At 71.7% G+C, this 17,164-nt stretch carries 13 protein-coding genes and 2 pseudogenes; 6 read left to right on the plus strand and 9 right to left on the minus strand.

The features are described from left to right. Positions 1-1,155: penicillin-binding transpeptidase domain-containing protein (locus tag ACFFNX_RS19795; RefSeq protein WP_378204014.1), on the minus strand; the 1,155-nt coding region annotated here is incomplete at its 3' end. 100 nt (positions 1,156-1,255) lie between these two features. Beyond that, positions 1,256-2,062: an ABC transporter substrate-binding protein gene (locus ACFFNX_RS19800; protein ID WP_378204017.1), complete on the minus strand. Its 807-nt coding sequence runs from the start codon at positions 2,060-2,062 to the stop codon at positions 1,256-1,258. 162 nt (positions 2,063-2,224) lie between these two features. On the opposite strand from ACFFNX_RS19800, the gene ACFFNX_RS19805 reads away from it, so the two are divergent. From ACFFNX_RS19805 to ACFFNX_RS19815, 3 genes are all read left to right on the plus strand, one after another. After that, entirely contained in the window at positions 2,225-3,460 is a 1,236-nt protein-coding gene (locus tag ACFFNX_RS19805) for an MDR family MFS transporter (RefSeq protein ID WP_378204019.1), read from the plus strand. 58 nt (positions 3,461-3,518) lie between these two features. Then, entirely contained in the window at positions 3,519-4,787 is a 1,269-nt protein-coding gene (locus ACFFNX_RS19810) for an MFS transporter (RefSeq protein ID WP_378204022.1), read from the plus strand. A gap of 169 nt (positions 4,788-4,956) precedes the next feature. Then, positions 4,957-5,430, plus strand: coding sequence for a hypothetical protein (locus tag ACFFNX_RS19815; RefSeq protein ID WP_378204025.1), 474 nt, complete (start codon positions 4,957-4,959; stop codon positions 5,428-5,430). Positions 5,431-5,550: 120 nt separating this feature from the next. Here the strand turns inward: ACFFNX_RS19815 and ACFFNX_RS19820 are convergent. Further along, positions 5,551-7,087 (minus strand): annotated as a pseudogene (locus ACFFNX_RS19820) (ISL3 family transposase). A 154-nt stretch (positions 7,088-7,241) separates the two neighbouring features. On the opposite strand from ACFFNX_RS19820, the gene ACFFNX_RS19825 reads away from it, so the two are divergent. Beyond that, positions 7,242-9,086 carry an NAD+ synthase gene (locus ACFFNX_RS19825; protein ID WP_378204028.1) on the plus strand — a complete coding sequence of 615 codons (1,845 nt, stop codon included), beginning with the start codon at positions 7,242-7,244 and terminating at the stop codon, positions 9,084-9,086. Between the two features lie 23 nt (positions 9,087-9,109). Here the strand turns inward: ACFFNX_RS19825 and ACFFNX_RS19830 are convergent, their stop codons facing one another. The 6 genes from ACFFNX_RS19830 to ACFFNX_RS19855 all read right to left on the minus strand — a co-directional run bounded on the left by ACFFNX_RS19830 (position 9,110) and on the right by ACFFNX_RS19855 (position 15,690). Continuing rightward, positions 9,110-9,682 carry a hypothetical protein gene (locus ACFFNX_RS19830; protein ID WP_378204031.1) on the minus strand — a complete coding sequence of 191 codons (573 nt, stop codon included), beginning with the start codon at positions 9,680-9,682 and terminating at the stop codon, positions 9,110-9,112. A 10-nt stretch (positions 9,683-9,692) separates the two neighbouring features. Then, positions 9,693-10,274 carry a hypothetical protein gene (locus ACFFNX_RS19835; protein ID WP_378204033.1) on the minus strand — a complete coding sequence of 194 codons (582 nt, stop codon included), beginning with the start codon at positions 10,272-10,274 and terminating at the stop codon, positions 9,693-9,695. Between the two features lie 253 nt (positions 10,275-10,527). Beyond that, positions 10,528-10,803 (minus strand): hypothetical protein, encoded by a 276-nt coding sequence (locus ACFFNX_RS19840; protein WP_378204036.1) that lies wholly within the window; start codon positions 10,801-10,803, stop codon positions 10,528-10,530. Positions 10,804-11,095: 292 nt separating this feature from the next. Then, on the minus strand, positions 11,096-13,153 hold the full coding sequence (locus ACFFNX_RS19845) for a SpoIIE family protein phosphatase (RefSeq protein ID WP_378204039.1): 2,058 nt from the start codon (positions 13,151-13,153) through the stop codon (positions 11,096-11,098). 306 nt (positions 13,154-13,459) lie between these two features. After that, positions 13,460-14,116, minus strand: a complete 657-nt coding sequence (locus ACFFNX_RS19850) for a TetR/AcrR family transcriptional regulator (RefSeq protein ID WP_378204042.1) — start codon at positions 14,114-14,116, stop codon at positions 13,460-13,462. Positions 14,117-14,130: 14 nt separating this feature from the next. Further along, positions 14,131-15,690, minus strand: a complete 1,560-nt coding sequence (locus ACFFNX_RS19855; protein ID WP_378204045.1) for an MFS transporter — start codon at positions 15,688-15,690, stop codon at positions 14,131-14,133. 194 nt (positions 15,691-15,884) lie between these two features. Here ACFFNX_RS19855 and panB point away from each other — a divergent pair, with 194 nt between their 5' ends. Next, complete coding sequence (panB, locus tag ACFFNX_RS19860; protein ID WP_378204048.1) at positions 15,885-16,727, plus strand: 3-methyl-2-oxobutanoate hydroxymethyltransferase; 843 nt, start codon at positions 15,885-15,887, stop codon at positions 16,725-16,727. Between the two features lie 183 nt (positions 16,728-16,910). Beyond that, positions 16,911-17,164: pseudogene (locus ACFFNX_RS19865) on the plus strand (hypothetical protein); the annotation flags it as partial.

Here is a 17,164-nt window from a genome sequence, read left to right on the forward strand (position 1 = left end):
CGCGCCCTGGCCGATCGACGCCTCGGCGAGCGCGTTGCCCTCGGCCTCGCCCGGAACGTCGCCGGAGTAGGCCGCCACGCCGGGGTCGAAGCGGGCGCCGAAGCCGAAGGCGGCCGCCGTCTCCGCCAGCCGGTGGCCGCCCGCCGCGACACCGAGCCGGGCGAACGTCGTGTTGCAGGACTCGGCGAAGGCGCGGGCGAGCGACACGGATCCGAGATCGAAGTCGTGGTCGTTGTGGATCGTGCGCCGGGCCGCCACGGTGACGGCCGGGCACCCGACGCGTGAGCCCGGCGACATCCCGCTCGACAGAGCGGCGGCGGCGGTGACGACCTTGAACGCGGATCCGGGCGGGCTCATCGAGAGGAACGCTCCCTTGGGCTCCGGCAGCCGGTCGGCGACCGCGAGGATCTCCCCCGTCGAGGGCCGTACGGCGACGAGCGCCGCGGTCGCCGATCCCACGGCGCGGTCGGCCGCCGCCTGTAACCGCCGGTCGAGCGTGGTGCGCACCCGCTTGGGCGTACGGCCGGGGAAGACCTTGACCCGCTGCGCGGAGCGGCCGGGGTTGTCCAGTTCGACCGCCCAGCCGGGATCGTCCTCGGCATCGGGATCGCCGAACCTGTCCGCGATGTCGGCGAGGTAGGGCTGCACGCCGCTGCCCGCCGGCAGCCCCCTGCCGTCGGCGGCGACCGGTGAGGAGGGCGCCGTGCCGAGCCGGGTGAGCACGAGTCGCCCACCCTCGGCGAGTGAGGGGTACAGGGTCGCGGGCGACCAGGCGACCCGCCAGCCTCCGCGGCGGCGTACGAGGCGCAGCACGGCGTGGAAGCTCCAGTCGCCGACGCCGGACAGCGCGCGGCTGACCGTGAAGTCCTCGGTCGCGGTGTCACCGGTGCGGACGAGACGGCCGGGCACGAGGTGGATGTCCTCGACGCGCAGCGCACGGGACAGCGCGCGGTGCTGATCGGCGAAGTCCGCGGGCGGATCGTCGACGAGGCGGCGCATCGCGTCCACGTCGCCGAGCGCCCAGGCGCCCAGATAGCGCGTGGCGACGGTCTCCGGCCCGGCCGGGCGGCCCGGCGAGCGCAGCGCGGCGCAGGACACGGCGACCGCCAGGATCAGCACCATGACGCCCCCGGACAGGACCACCGCCGTGCGCATGGCACCGACTCCCCCCGTACGGCCTCACCCAGTCGAGCACTCGGCGGCGGTGGAGGCGAGAGGAGTGACCTGTTCCGGCCCGGCACGGGCTCGGGGCGGGTCAGCCGGCGCCCGGGGGCATCGGCCCCATCCACTTCTCGTAGATGCGGCGATAGTCGCCGTTGTCGCGACTCTGGGCGATGACCTGGTCGATCAGGCGCAGCAGGCCGGGGTTGCGTCCCCGGCGGACGGCGAAGCCGTACCGCTCGCGCGTGCGCGCGCCCGCGATGATGGAGAAGTCGGCGTTGTCCGGGTCGGTCAGCCAGTAACGCACCACCGGGTCGTCCTGGACGAGCACGTCGACCTGGCCGGTGCGCAGCGCGCCGAGTTCGGTGACGGAGTTCTCGTACGCCTTGGGCGCCCACCCGTGCGCCTGCGCGTACTCCTGGCCGGTGGTGCCGGCGACCACGCCGACCCGCAGGCGGTCGCCGGCGATGTCCTCGGGCCGGACCTGGGTCCGGCGGCGGGCCATCAGCACCTGGCCGGAGTCGAAGTAGGGGCGGGAGAAGTCGACCTTGGCGGCCCGGCGCTCGTTGATGGTCATGCCGGCCGCGGCGACGTCACACTCGCCGGCCGCGAACACCTGGCCGGAGGTGATCGCGGTGAAGTCGGTGTCGACGACCTTCTGACGGACGCCGAGCCGCCGCGCCACGAGGTCCATCAGGTCGACGTCGAAGCCGACGACGGTGCCGCGCCGGTCGAACTGGAACGGGGCGTACGGCAGGTGGGTGCAGGTCGTGAGCACTCCCCTGCCGATGAGGCGTGCGCCCTGGACGGTCGCGCCGCCGGCGCCGGCGCCGCACGCGGTGAGTAACAGCGCCGCGATCGCCACGAGGGCGGGCGGCCGTGACGGAGCGCTGGGGTGCACGGTGCCTCCGAGGGGTTCGGATCTTCGGCGGGCGGGCAGGGGCCACCCGGTCACCGAGGCGAGTCAACCAGTTGCCCGCCGTCACCGCCAGTGGGGGCGCACACGCGCCAAGCGGCGGAAAAGCGATGGCAAAATGTCGTACCCGTCGGCGACGATCCCTCCATGACGTCCGTCGGCGAACAACTCCCCGCCCCCGCCGAGCCCCGGCTCCCCCCGTTCCTCCACACACGTGTCGGCGGCCTGCCCCGGGCGTTCTGGGCCCTGTGGGCGGGTTCGTTCGTCAACCGGCTCGGCACGATGGTCGAGCCGTTCATGGCCTTCTACCTCACCGGCGTGCGCGGGTTCTCCCTCACCGCGACCGGCGCCGTGCTCGCCCTGTTCGGGCTGGGCTCGGTCTTCTCCCAAGCGCTGGGCGGCGTGCTGGCCGACCGCGTCGGGCGGCGCGCCACGCTGACCGGCGGCATGGTGGCGACCGCCGCGGCGATGGTCGCGCTCGGCTATGTCACGGCGACGCCGGTGGTCGTCGCGGTCGTGTTCGTGCTCGGCGTCGCCATCGACATCTACCGCCCGGCCTCACAGGCACTGGTCGCCGACCTGGTCCCGCCCGCCGACCGGCCCCGCGCGTACGGGCTGCTGTTCTGGGCGATCAACCTCGGGTTCGCGGTCGCCATGGTGTTCGGCGGCACGCTCTCGCGCGCGGGCTTCTCCTGGCTGTTCTGGATCGACGCGGTCACCTGCGCGGTGTTCGCCGTGCTGGTCTGGCGCGCCGTGCCCGAGACGCGCACGCGGCGCGCCGACCGTGAGCCGGGCGGGTTCGGCGACGTGCTGCGCGACCGGGTGGCGGTCGCGTCGGTGCTGATCGTGTTCGGCTACGCCTTCGTCTACCTCCAGGCCTACTCCACGTTGCCGCTCGCCATGCGGCACGCGGGGCTGCCCCCGCAGGCGTACGGCCTGGCCATGGCGGTCAACGGGGTCGGCATCGTGATCGTGCAGCCGCTGACCGTGGCCTGGCTGAACCGCCGCGACGCCAGCCGCGTGCTGGCGGCGGGCATGGGCACGGTCGGGCTGGGGTTCGGGCTCACCGCGCTGGCCGGCTCGACGCCGGTGTTCGCCGCGACGGTGCTGGTGTGGACGCTGGGCGAGGTGTTGTTCGCCGCCGTGTCATCAGCGATCATCGCCGACCTCGCACCGCCCCACCTGCGCGGACGTTACGGCGGGCTGTACGGCACGGCGTTCTCGGTCGCGGCGTTGCTCGGCCCGCTCGGCGGCAGCTGGCTGCTCGGGCACGGCACATGGTTGCCGTGGGTGACGTGCGCCGCCCTGTGCGCGGTGTCCGGGGCGGGCGCCCTGGCGCTCGCTCCCGCCGTACGCGGCCGAAGGGAAAGCTTGACCGTCTAACACCAAAATGCCTAACTTCGGAAGTTGATACCCGAAGAGACGGCACGCGAGCCGAACAGTGCAAGCATCAAGCTCGGCCGATCCGGCGAGCGGGCTGAGAGTTCTGCGCGAGCGCAACTTCCGCTGGTTCTTTCTGGGCCAGTGCGCGTCGATGCTCGGCGATGGCATGGTCGCGCCGGCCCTCGCCTTCGCCGTTCTCGGCCTCACCGGCCACGTGACCGACCTCGGCTTCGTCCTCGCCGCCGGCACCGCTTCGCAGGTGCTGTTCATGCTCGCCGGCGGAGTGATCGCCGACTGGCTCCCCCGCAACGTGCTCATGCTGGGCTCGGACCTGCTGCGCACCGTCAGTCAGGGCGTCATGGCGACTCTGCTGATCACCGGCGCGGCCCGCGTCTGGCAACTGCTCGTGCTCCAAGTCGTGCACGGCTTCGCGGCGGCCATGTTCATGCCCGCCGTGCCCGGCCTCATCCAGGCCACCACGACGCCCGAGCAGCGCCAGCCCGCCAACGCGCTGCGCGTGCTGGCCCTGTCCGGCTCGCTCATCGCCGGCCCGGCGGTCGCGGGCGTGCTCGTCGTCGCGGTGGGCCCCGGCTGGGCCATCGGCGTCGACGCGGTCACCTTCGCGGCCAGCGCCGCGTGCCTGTCCCGGCTCCGGCTGCGATACAAGGTCCGCCTGGACCGGTGCCGGTTCGGACGCGACCTGGCCGACGGGTGGCGGGAGTTCCGGTCACGGCGGTGGGTGTGGAGCATCATCCTGGCGGCCTCGGTGATGAACCTGCTGTACGCCGGCTTCTCCGTACTCGGCCCGGCGGTCAGCGCGAGCTCCTTCGGCGGCGCCGGCGCGTGGGCGGTCATCTCGGCGACCTTCGGCATCGGCTGCCTGGGCGGCAGCATCGTCGCCCTGTGCGTACGGCCGCGGTTCCCCCTGCGGTCGGCGCTGATCGTGATGGTGGCGTTCGCCTGCCCGACCCTGACACTGGCGGCCGGCCTCACCGTGGGCCTCGTCGCCGCGGCGGCGTTCTTCGGCGGCCTGGTGATGATGCTGTTCAACACGCTGTGGGAGACGACGCTCCAGCAGCACATCCCGGCCACCACCCTGTCCCGGGTGAGCGCCTACGAGTGGGCGGGCGCGGTCGCCTGCCAGCCGCTGGGCCTGGTACTGATCGCCCCGATCGCGGGCCACCTCGGCCTGCACGCGACACTGTGGACGGCGGGAATACTCCAGGTCCTCGTGGCCCTGTTCCCCCTGCTGATCCCGGAGGTCCGCACCCTGCCGTCACCGAGCCCCCCACCACCGGACCCCGTCTGCGCCGCACCACGAAGCTGACAGCCAGCCCGCCCCGAACCCAGGCCGCGCGCAAGGCCCGCCCCGAGCCTCCGGCCCCGATGGAGAAACAGGCGCTGGCCGCCCGACGTGAGCTGCGGGCCGGGCCAGATCACGCGCATGACCGGAGCGCCTCACCCAGACCATCGCCAGGGTCCCGCACCGCCACCACATGCCGCCGCCGGCCGCCAGCGATCCGTTGACCGGACAGCAGATCCGCGCCCGACGCTACAAGGGCCCCGCCCCAGGCGACCTGATCCACATCCACGTCAACAAGCTCGAGAAGATCCCCGACGGTGGCGGCCGACGCGCTCATGACCACAGCGAGACCATCCGCGGCCGCGGCATCGGCTACGTCCGCACCACCATCGACCACCACCCCCACCTGGCCCACGCCGAGATCCGGCCCGACGAAAAAGACACCAGCCGCACCGGTTTCCTCACCCCTGCCGCCGCCTTCTTCACCACCCACGGCATCCACCCCGTGCTGACCGACAACGCCAAGAGCCACCGGATCAGCCGCGCCTCCCGCAGGCATGCGCCGACCCGGGAGCCCGCCCAAAAGCCCACCCGCCCGCACTACCCGTGGACCAACGGAGAAACCGGACGTCTCAACCGCACCCTCGCCACCGAATGGGCCTACTGACAGCCCTTCAGCACTCGGCCATCACCAACCTCATGGCCGAGTACACCTAGCGCGGTGAGCGGCTGGGGGGACTGTAAGACGTTCGGCTCTGTCGCTCTTTCGGTGGTAACCGAAGGTGAGCTATTGGAGGAGGATTCGGTGGCGCAGGAGGCAGAAGCCCGCTCGGCCGTACATCTGTCTTTTGATCAGCTTGGTCTTGGTGTTGACGCCTTCGGTGCCACCGTTGTGGTGTTCGCTGGTCAGGGCTGCGTCGACGGCGCATTGGTCGAGTCGTAGGCCGCGGATGAACGAGTGGATGTGCGGCAGGTTCACCTGTTCCGTGGTGCTGATCCACTCCTGTAGCCGGCCGGCGTTGCCGTCGGCGGGGGTCAGGAGCTGGGCGAAGGCGCGGACCAAGGCGGCGAGCTGGCTCATCTCCGGGCATGTGCTGGTGGTCTTGGCCAGGAGTTCTCGCTGGTCAGGCCGGAGAGTGTCCGGGCGGCTGAGGAGCAGCCGGGCGAGCCTGCGGGGTGATATGCCTGGCCGGTCGTCCTCGACGCGGCCTTGGGCGATGTAGCGGTAGAGGAGGTTCTGGCTGCCGGTGCAGCCGCGTTCGCGGATCTCGCGCAGAAGCTGAAGAACGGGCACTGCGGGGTCCTCGGCCCGGCGTTTGCGCAGGTACTCGCGGTATGGATCGACGAGGGTAGGGCGGTACTGCGGTGCCCGCCGCATCTGCGCGGGCTCTGGGATTCGCGCGTAGCGCTTGACGGGTGTTCAGCGCGAGGTTCAGCCGCCGGGCGCACTCCAGGAGGCCGACACCTGCGTCGAGGAGGTCGTGGACTTGGTGCCAGCGGGTAAGGGTGGTGGTCGTTACGCCGTCGAGTTTGCGCACTCGGCAAGCGCTGGCCCAGCAACCGCTGTGAACCGCCACTTCCTTCCCGGCGGCCTGAGCGAAGTTGTGCCAGATATGCCACCGGTCACCGACCTGCAGGGCATTTGGAAGAGTCTGGCGTATCGCGTCGGCGTAGCCGGCGGCGCCGTCACGGCAGACGATCTCGACACCCGGATGCTCACGCAGCCACGTGGCAAGAGTTTCGGACCTGCGATCAGGCAGAACGTCGACCCGCCGGCGCGTCTCGGCGTCGATCAAGACAGTGGCATAGGTGCGACAGCGCCGCAGCGAGAAGTCGTCCACGCCCAGCACTCGCGGGGTCGCCACAGCAGGCAGCGGGATCCGCAGGAGGTTCCGCAGCGCCGTGTGGCGAGAGATCCGTACTCCCAGCGCGAGCAACACGCGGGCGCCGGCGCGGCCCGCTAACTCTCGTACTACTGCGCTGACCTGGGCAGCCAAACGAGTTGTTCGTCGCTGATACCGCTCCAGAACTCCGGGAACCTGCTCCCGGAACGTCCGCCGAGGGCACCGCCAGTCTCGGCAGGCGAGCCGCCGTATCCGCACCTTCACCACCACCGGCCGCCCACCGACCGGAACATCGGTCACCGTCCGCTCGGACCAGGCATGGACATGGGCGGTCCGAAGCCCACACCCCGGACACGGGACGGGCACCAGCCGGCTGCGAGCCCGCACCCGGATCAGCTCACCCTCGTCCGTCACATCGTCGATGACCAGGCCGGACAAGCCCGAAAACATCACATCGACCAGCTGGTTGATCTCAAGCACGCCACAGCGTGACAGGGCAATACACTCCGTTACCACCGAAAGAGCGACAGAGCCGGTTCTTCTTTTTCTTCTTCTTTCTGCTGTGGACAACCGTGGTGTCGATGGCCGTCGCCCGGGTGCTTCGCGTCTTCCCGTACGCCTTAGGCTCGATGCCGTGGCACAGTTGCGCATCGCTCTCGCACAGGTGAACGGGACCGTCGGCGACCTCACCGGGAACGCCGACCTGATCGTCGAGTGGACCCGGCGCGCGGCCGGGCGTGGCGCTCATCTCGTCGTCTTCCCGGAGATGTTCCTCACCGGCTATCCCGTCGAGGATCTCGTCCTGCGCAAGTCCTTCGTCGACGCCTCCATCGAGACGCTCGACGCCACCGCGCGGCGGCTCGCCGACGAGGGGCTCGGCGCGATCCCGGTGGTGGCCGGATACCTCGACCGGCGTGCCGACGTGGTGGACCGGGTCGGGCAGCCGGCCGGCGCGCCGCTCGACGCCGCCGCGGTCCTGTACGAGGGCCGGGTCGCGGTCCGTACGGCAAAGCACCATCTGCCGAACTACGGGGTCTTCGACGAATACCGCTACTTCGTGCGTGGCGACCGGCTGCCGGTCCTGCGCCTGCACGGCGTCGACGTCGCCGTGGCCGTCTGCGAGGACCTCTGGCAGGATGGCGGGCCGGTCACGGTGACCCGTGAGGCCGGGGCGCAGTTGCTCGTCGTGCCGAACGCCTCCCCGTACGAGCGCAACAAGGACGACGTACGCCTGGAGCTGTGCGCGCGGCGGGCGCGTGAGGCGGGCTGCGCGCTGGCGTACGTCAACCTCGTCGGCGGCCAGGACGAGCTGGTCTTCGACGGCGACTCGCTCGTCGTGTCCGGCACCGGCGAGCTGCTCGCCCGTGGCCCGCAGTTCGCCGAGGACCTGCTGGTGGCCGACGTCGAGCTGCCGGACGCGCCGGCGGAGTTCGAGTCGGGCGAGACGCCGGCCGACGCGCACGACGGCACGACCATCACGATCGAGCGGGTGCTGCTGTCGTCCACGCCGGTCCCGCCGTACCCGCCGGAGACGCCGCCCTGCGCCGAGCCGCTCGGCGACCTGGGCGAGGTGTACGGCGCGCTGGTGCTGGGCGTACGCGACTACGTGCGCAAGAACGGCTTCCGCTCGGTCATCCTCGGCCTGTCCGGCGGCATCGACTCCGCGCTGGTCGCCACGATCGCCGCCGACGCCATCGGGCCCGACAACGTCCACACGGTCCTGATGCCGAGCCGCTACTCCAGCGAGCACTCCATCACCGACGCGGAGGAACTGGTCAAGCGGCAGGGCATCCACGCGCGTACGGTGCCGATCCGCGGCATGGTCGACGCGTACGAGGCCGAGCTCGACCTGACCGGCCTCGCCGCGGAGAACCTCCAGGCCCGGGTGCGCGGCAACATCCTCATGGGCCTGTCCAACGAGCACGGTCACCTGGTGCTGACCACCGGGAACAAGAGCGAGCTGGCCACCGGTTACTCCACCCTCTACGGCGACTCGGCCGGCGGGTTCGGGCCGATCAAGGACGTGCCGAAGGTGACGGTGTTCGCGCTGTCCGAGTGGCGCAACGCGCAGACGGCCGGCCTGCCCCCGCTCGTACGCGCCTCCGCGACGCCGCCGATCCCGCAGAACATCATCGACAAGCCGCCCTCCGCGGAGCTGCGGCCCGGCCAGCTCGACACCGACTCGCTCCCGCCGTACGACATCCTCGACGCGCTGCTCGACGACTATGTCGAAAAGGACATGGGCCACGACGCCCTGATCGCCGCGGGCCACGACCGCGAGCTGGTGGAACGTGTGATCCGGCTGGTCGACGCGGCGGAGTACAAGCGTCGGCAGTACCCCCCGGGCCCCAAGATCACGCCGAAGAACTTCGGCCGCGACCGCCGCCTGCCCATCACGAACCGCTGGCGGGAGATCGCCGCCCCGCACACCCCCGACCCGGCGAGGGTCGACACGAAGCAGACCGCGGCCGACACCTGACCGCCGACCGCGCCGGCCGGCGTTCAGGCCGGCCGGGCGGCCAGCGCGGACCACTCCTCGGCCTCGCGGCGCAGTGACGGGTCGGCGATGTGGCCGGCGATCGTGCCCAGCGAGCCGAGGGCGTCCTTCAGGCGGCTCATCCGGACGGCCTCGGGCAGCAGGGCCGGGTCGCCCGGGCGGGCCGCCAGCTTCGCCCGGAGCTCGTCGCGCTCACGCAGCAGCGCGTCGCGTGAGACGCCGATGTCGTCCAGGAACCCGGCGAACATCCGCTCCGGGTCCCGTACCGGGTCCTCGGCCGAGGCGCCGAAGTAGTGGAGTATCGCCGCCTGGGCCGTCAGCTTGCGCGGGAGTGTCTGCTCGGGTTTCAGCGCGCCGGTCTCGCGGGCCCGGTCCAGCGCTCGGACGAAGGCCGCGCCCCATTCCCTCCCGTCGGCCGCTCCGGACTCGGTGGACACCAGCCCGGTGTTGCAGACCGAGAGCAGCACCTCCCACCACTCCACCGGCGCGGACGCCACGTCCGTACGGGCGAGCAGGGCTTCGACCTGCGCCGGCGACCGCAACCGGGCCACCTCGCCGGCTTCGGGAAGCTCGTCCATCCGTCTCCGTTCAGTAGGCGTTCGAGGCCATGAGGTCGATGCCCGCCCGCTCGAACGCGTCCTCGCCGATGACCATCGTCTCGGGTCCGGGTTCGAAATGCCCGCTCGTCCGATTGATCATCACGGGGAAGCCGGGCAGTGCCGTCCCCGAGCCGGCGGCGTAGACCTTGCCCTCGGCGCCGGCGAGCAGGGTGTACGCCAGCTCCGCCCTCGGCCGGCCGTTGGCGCCGAAGTCGGCGGGCATGACCCATAGCTCAGGAGCCCCTTTCGCACCGGGGACGACGGCCCACTTGAACTCCGGCTCGCCGTGCGGCGCGCCCATCCCCGCGCCCTCGTGCAGCGTCACCGGCGTGAGGCCCCGGTGCACGGCGGCCTTCACCTCGATCTTCTGCTGCCACGGGGTCGTAGTACCGCCGCTGGTTGTGGTCCAGGCCGGTCTCGGCGTCGTGGTACCGGCCCGGGCAGCGCAGGGGGCTGGGCAGCGCCCCAGAGGTTCGCCGCGGGCATCCGGACCAGGCCACCGGCCGGGTTCGGCGAGCTCGGCGGGCGCGCCGGCGAGGTCGGTGACGATGGCGTGGAGACGTTCGTCCACGGCTGCCGTCGGACTGCTCGCGCACCACCCGGGTCAGGGGCTCGAACGTGCCGGGCCGATGGTTCCAGAGCGTCCACGTCGCGGGGCCGGTGCGCCGCCAAACGGTGTGCGTCTCCTCGATGAGGACGGGGCCGTCCCACCGGAAGACGGTCCGCTCGACAACGCCGCCCGGACCCGTACGGCTCCTTGGCGACCCGCCACCTGGGCGGGTCGTACCGATTGTCCGGCGGGCGTCGTCACAGACGCGAGCCGGTCACCGTCGCCCCACTCGTAGGTCCAGGTCAGGACCTTCCCGGACAAGGTCCGTCGGCGGCGTCGTACCGGTGACGCGTCGTGTGGCCGCGCGGGTCCGTGCGTACCGGCAGGTGGTCGTAACGTCCCACTCCGCGATGGTGCGGTGCCCGAGCGGGTCGACCTCGGCGACCGCCTGGTGCGCCTCGTTCAGGTGGTAGGTGGTGACGTGCCCGAGGGAGTCGGTGACCGTGGTGGTGAACCGGCCGTCCGGATCGTAGGTGAGCCGGGTGTCCAACCGGCCGCCGGAGCCCTCGCCGCGGACGGCGTGCCCGCGTACGGAGGTCGTCCAGACCGGTGCGCGACGTCCGCCCGCCGTTCTTGAGCGCGCCTCGCGAGACCGCCGCGGGAGCCGCCCGCAGGAGGTCGCCCACCGCGCGGAAGACTCCTGAAAAGGCCGAGCGCCCTGCCCCAGACGAACCGTCGTCCCCCTACCTCATCGCGTGTTTCGCCCTGTTTCGGCTTCGGACGATACGCGAGTCGTCCTGACTCGCGCGATCACGAGGTCCGGCTCTTGAAGGCGGCGGGGGTCAGAGGTGGAGCGCCTCGCCGGGCCAGGACTCGAAGACGCGGTCGCCGTCGCCGGGCAGCTCCACCTCGCACCAGACGACCTTGCCCTGGCCCTCGAGGCGAGCGCCCCAGCGTTTGGCCAGGCGGTGTACCACCTGCAGGCCTCGGCCGTTCTCGTCGTCGTCGGCCGCCTGGCGGGCGCGGGGCAGCGCGTCGGAGCCGTCGCGTACCTCGAAGACCAGGGTGCGGTCGAGCAGCATCCGCAGGCCGATGTCGCCCGTGGCGTACCGCAGTGCGTTGGTGACCAGTTCCGAGACCAGCAGTTCGGCGGTGAAGGACAGCTCGTCCAGCTCCCATGAGCCGAGCGTTCCGCGCACCCGCCCGCGTGCCTCGCGTACCGCCGACGGGCGGGCCGGGAGGGTCATGGTGACCACGTGATCTTCGGGGAGGCGCCGCAGCCGGGCGATGAGCACGGCGATGTCGTCGCGGTCGTGGTCGGAGTACGCGCCGTCGAGGGTGGCCTTGGCGAGGTCTTCCAGGGGGCTGAGCAGCGCCTCCGGGCCGAACACGCGCCGCAGCCGCAGCAGGCCGTCGTCGATGTCCTGCCCGCGGTTCTCCACCAGCCCGTCGGTGTAGAGGACGAGGATGCCGCCGTCGCCGATGGTGAACTTCCGGGTCTCGATCATGCCCTCGCCGACGCCGAGCGGTGGCGCGGGTGAGACGTCGAGGAACTCGCTCGTGCCGCCCGGCCGGAGCAGCAGCGGCGGCAGGTGGCCCGCGGAGGCGATCTCACAGGTGCCGTCCGTGGCGTCGTACACGGCGTACACGCAGGTCGCGAAGGCGGGTTCGCGCTCGCCGATCCCCCGCATCAGCGCGTCGACCTGCTGGAGCCCTTCGGCCGGCGACAGTTCCAGGTTGACGATCGTCTGCAGCGCCGTGCGCAGCCGGCCCATGGTGACCGCGGCGCGGACGCCGTGGCCGGCGACGTCGCCGACGATGAGGGCGACGCGCCCGCCGGGGAGCGCTATGGCGTCGTACCAGTCGCCGCCGACCTCGATCAGCTGGTTGCCCGGCAGGTAGCGGTGGCGGATCTCGACGCTGGACGGCGCGGTGAGCCCGGTGGGGAGCATGCTGCGCTGGAGCGTGAGCGCGGTGGCGCGCTCCCGGCTGTAGCGGCGCGCGTTGTCGATGTAGAGGGCGGCGCGGGCCGCGAAGTCCATGCCGATCTCGACGTCGTACGCGTCGAAGGCGCGGTGCGCGTCGCTGCGCGTGCAGACGATGAAGCCGAGGGTCGTGCCGCGGGCGATGAGCGGCAGCAGGACCATGGAGACGCCGTCGAGCAGGCGCGCGACGGGCGGGCGCCGCCAGGCGCGGGCGATCGCGCGTGCGGCCTTGGTGTCGAGGTGGGGTTCGAGGACGGGCGCGCTGGTGGCCATGCAGCGGACGTACGGGGTGCCGGGCGGGTACGCGAGGACCTCGCCGGCGGGGAAGGCCGCGCTCCAGCTGGGAAAGTCGCTGTCGGCGGCGACGGCCAGGCGGTGCAGCACGGCCGTGCCCTCGGGAGAGAAGGAGGGGACCTCGTCGGCGCCCATGATGCTCTCGCGGATGAGCACGCCGGCGGAGTTGCAGAAGTGCGGCACGATCACGCCGGCGAGCTCCTGCGCCATCTGCTCGAGATCGAGCATCGCGCTGATGCGCGGCAGCGCGTCGTCCAGCAGCGCCCAGCGCATCAGCGCCGGGTCGGTGAAGCGTTCCAGGTCGGTCACGGCGACCCGGATCATCATCAGCCCGGACTCGTCGCCGCGCCCGTGCATCGGCACGACGGTCACCACGGCGTCGCGGGGGCCGCCGTCCTCGACGACGCTGAGGACCGCGGTGCGCTCCTGTTCGGTGCCGAGGGCGTCGAGCAGGCCGGTGAGGACCTCCTTGGCGTCGGCGGAGAACAGCGCGGCCGCGTCGGTGCCCACGATGTCCTCTGGGGCGCGGCCGACGACTCCGGGGGCGTTCTGGCCGCACTGCAGGATCTCGCCGGAGCGGCCGATGCCGAGCACGAGCGTTCTCGCCGAAGAATCGGCCATGGCTGACGAACCCTTCCGTTGTCCCGCTGTTCGGCGCCGCCGCGCACGCTTGCCCTGGGTCAAGTATGTCTAATTAGCCACTAAATACCGGACAAATCACAATTGTCGACTGCTGACTGCGAGAGCACGCTCACCAGTTGATCACAGATCCGATTGTCCCGTCACACGCATCGACGAGGCATCGCTCACGCGACCGGTCCCGCCCCTCGCAGGGACGGGCACGAGACCGGCGGCTCCGACGACCCGGAGCATGAAGAAGCGGCGGCCCGGCGATGCCGTGCCGCCGCCGTACGGGCGCGCCGGGACTCAGCGCCCGGCGATGCCCGTCATGAGGGCGTCGACCACCCTGGTGGCGAAGTCGTCCGGTACGGGACCCACGCCGAACGCTCGCGTCCGCTGGGCCATCGTGCCCATGATGAGCCAGAGCGTGGTCTCGACGTCCAGGTCCGCCCGGAGCTCGCCCGACGCCACCCCGCGTCGCAGCACCATGCGGATCACGTCGCGCCGGGGCTCGATGACCTCGCGGGTGAAGCGCCCCATCAGCTCCGGATAACGCTCGGCGCCCCCCAGGATGCTCCAGTAACAGTCGAGGCGCTTCTTGTCCGTCTTGTTCGACACGAAGGCCTGGGCGATGGCGATCAGGTCGTCGCGGACCGACTCGCCGACCGGGGGCGGGAACGGCTCCTTCAGCGCGGCGAGGGCGTCGATGATCAGCGCTTCCTTGTTCGGCCAGCGCCGGTAGATCGTGGTCTTGCCCACGCCCGCGCGGGCGGCGACGGCCTCGATCGAGACCCCCGCCACCCCGCCCTCCTCGGCGAGCAGGTCCACCGTCGCCTCGACGATCGCCTTGTCGGCGCGCTCGCTGCGCGGGCGGCCCGGCCGCCTCCCGGCGCTCTCGGAGCCTCCGGCGCCGGGCGACGCCTCGGCGACCTGAGCGGGAGGGCGTTCACGCGTCTGGTTCATCGCGCATCACCGTCTCACACCTCGATCGGCTCTCGCTCCTCGGCCGAGACCTCGAAGCTCTCCTCCGGGCTCTTACCCGGCATCCAGCGGAGTACGACGAGGGCGCCCAGGAGGGCGACGGCCGAGGAGATGGCGGACGTCACGTGCATGGCGTGCACGAACGACTCGTGTGCCGGCCCCAGGAGGGCGCGGCCGGGCGGGCCGAGCCTCTCCGCGACGCCCGCGGTGGCCCCGATGGACTCCGACGCGGCCCCTCGCAGGCTCGCGGGCAGCGCCGTCAGGTGCGGCTTCATCCCCGTACGGTAGATCGAGGTGACCAGCGAGCCGAGGACGGCGACGCCCAGCGCCACCGCGACCTGGCGGGCAATGTTGTTGATCGCCGAGCCGGAGCCGGCCTGGTCGCGGGGAAGCACCGACATGACGGCGGTGGTGGCCGGCGGCATGACCATGCCCATTCCCGCGCCCTGCACGAAGAACGTGATCTCGAGCAGCCAGATCGGGCTGTCCACGGTGGCGGTCACGTGGTAGCTCAGCAGGGCGGCGGCGACCATGAGCAGACCGGTCGCGGCCACGCGCCGTGCGCCGTACCGGCTGACGAAGCGGGCGCTGCGCGGCGCGACGAGCAACTGGCCGACCGCGAGCGGGATCGTCAGCAGGCCCGCGCCCAGCGGTGAGTACCCGCGCACGCTCTGCACGTACAGCGAGATGAACAGCACGACGCCGCCGAGCGCGAAGAACACGAGCGCGATGGCGCCGACCGAGGCGGACAGCCGCCCGTCGCGGAACAGCCGGACGTTGAGGGACGGGTGCTCGATACGGGTCTCGTACCAGCCGAACACGGCGAGCAGCGCCATACCGGCGAGCACCGGGCCGTACACCTGCGGCACGAACACCGCGGCCCTCTCACCGCCCTCGATGATCCCGTACGTCACGAGCACCAGGCCCGCGATGGACAGCAGCACGCCACCGAAGTCGATCTTCATGCGCGGTCCGCGCGACTCGGGGACGACCAGGGCGATGGCGATCACGCCGGCGATGACGATCGGGACGTTGATGAGGAAGACCGAGCCCCACCAGAAGTGGTCGAGCAGCAGCCCGCCGAGGATCGGGCCGAGGGCGATCGCGACGCCGACGGCGCCGGCCCAGATGCCGATCGCGCGGCCCCGCTCCTCCGGCTCGAAGACGTTCGCGATGACCGACAGCGTCTGCGGCATGACCGCCGCGCCGCCGAGGCCCATGGCCGCGCGCGCCAGGATGAGCTGGTCCGGCGTCTGCGCGTAGGAGGAGATCAGCGACGACAGGCCGAACAGCACCATGCCGATGATCAGCATCCGCCGGCGGCCGATGCGGTCGCCGAGCACGCCGAAGGTGAACAGCAGGCCGGCGAAGACGAGCGTGTAGGAGTTGATCGCCCACTCGAGCTGCCCCTGGGAGGCGCCCAGGCCCTCGCCGGGGTCGGCGATGGTCTTCAGGGCGACGTTGAGGACGGTGTTGTCGAGCACGACGACGAGAAGGCAGACGACGAGGACGTACAGGATCGTCCAGCGTCTCCGGTGGATGGTCTGCGGATCCATCTGACCCTTCAAGGATTCGATACGAGTCTGTCGCGTATCTGAACACCGCCGAGCACGGATCTCTTCCCGATCGATACGCAACGGTCCCGTTTCTTATGAACAGGAAATTTCCGGGGGTGTTCCGGCCGTTGCGCGCGTGTAATCATCGGTGTGTCCGGGGACGCCAGAGCGGCGCCTCGAGGCTGGAGGTTTCGATGTCTGCATCTGAAGGTCGGCCGACCGCGCTGTACGGCGGCCAGACCGGACGCCGCGTCACCGTCCGCGACATCGCGGCGGCCAAGGAGCGCGGCGAGAAGTGGCCCATGCTCACCGCGTACGACGCGCTGACCGCGCGCGTGTTCGACGACGCCGGCATTCCGGTGCTGCTCGTCGGCGACTCCGGTGCCATGGTCGTCCTCGGCTACGACTCGACCGTGCCGGTCACCGTGGACGAGCTGATCCCGCTGACCGCGGCGGTCGTCCGCGGCACGTCGCGGGCGCTGGTCGTCGCCGACATGCCGTTCGGGTCCTACCAGACCGGTCCGGAAGAGGCGCTGCGCAACGCGACGCGCTTCCTGAAGGAGGCCGGCGCCCACGCGATCAAGCTGGAGGGCGGCGAGCGCGTGCTCCCGCAGGTCGAGGCGATGGTCGCGGCCGGCATCCCGGTCATGGCGCACCTGGGCCTGACGCCGCAGTCGGTGAACGTCTTCGGCGGCTACCGCGTCCAGGGCCGCGGCGAGTCCGGCGAGCGCCTCATGGCCGACGCCAAGGCCCTCGAGGCGGCGGGCGCGTTCGCGGTCGTGCTGGAGTGCGTCCCGGCAGAGCTGGCCGAACGGGTCACGGGCGCGCTGTCCATCCCGACCATCGGCATCGGCGGCGGGGCGGGCACCGACGCGCAGGTCCTCGTCTGGCAGGACATGGCCGGGCTGACGCCGCACACCGCCAAGTTCGTCAAGAAGTACGCCGACGTCGCCGGTGTGCTGCGCTCGGCGGCCGAGGAGTACGCGGCGGACGTCGTGTCCGGCGCCTTCCCGGCCCCTGAGCACGCCTACCACTGATCCGACCCCGGCGGTCCTCGGGCCTGTCTCGAAGTCCCCACCGCGCGTGAGGACGGCGGGGCGTTGAGACAGGCCCTAACGCTGAGTCGGTCGCCCGTGATCCGTGATCATGCAATAGGTTCGGTCTAACGCATGATCACGGAGCGGGCGCTTCGGTGTCCGCACGACGCCGGAGGACACGACATGACCCTCTCCCCAGGGCCGCCACCGTGGCCGATCCCGCCATCGTGGACCGTCACGCCGCCCCGGCGCGCCACCGCGACCGCGGATTCGCTGCCGCCCGACACCGGCACGGCTCCGCCTCCGGCATCGGCCCCGGTCCCGGCGTCGGCCCCCGTTCCGGCTCCGGTCCCGGTGGAGCAGGGTGTGCCGCGCCGGGCGATCGTTCTGCTCGCTCCGGATGACGTCGCGGCGCGCGACGTCCCCGGCGCCGTCCC

The sequence above is a fragment of the Actinoallomurus acaciae genome, from assembly GCF_042429965.1.
GTDB classification, from domain to species: Bacteria; Actinomycetota; Actinomycetes; order Streptosporangiales; family Streptosporangiaceae; genus Actinoallomurus; species Actinoallomurus acaciae.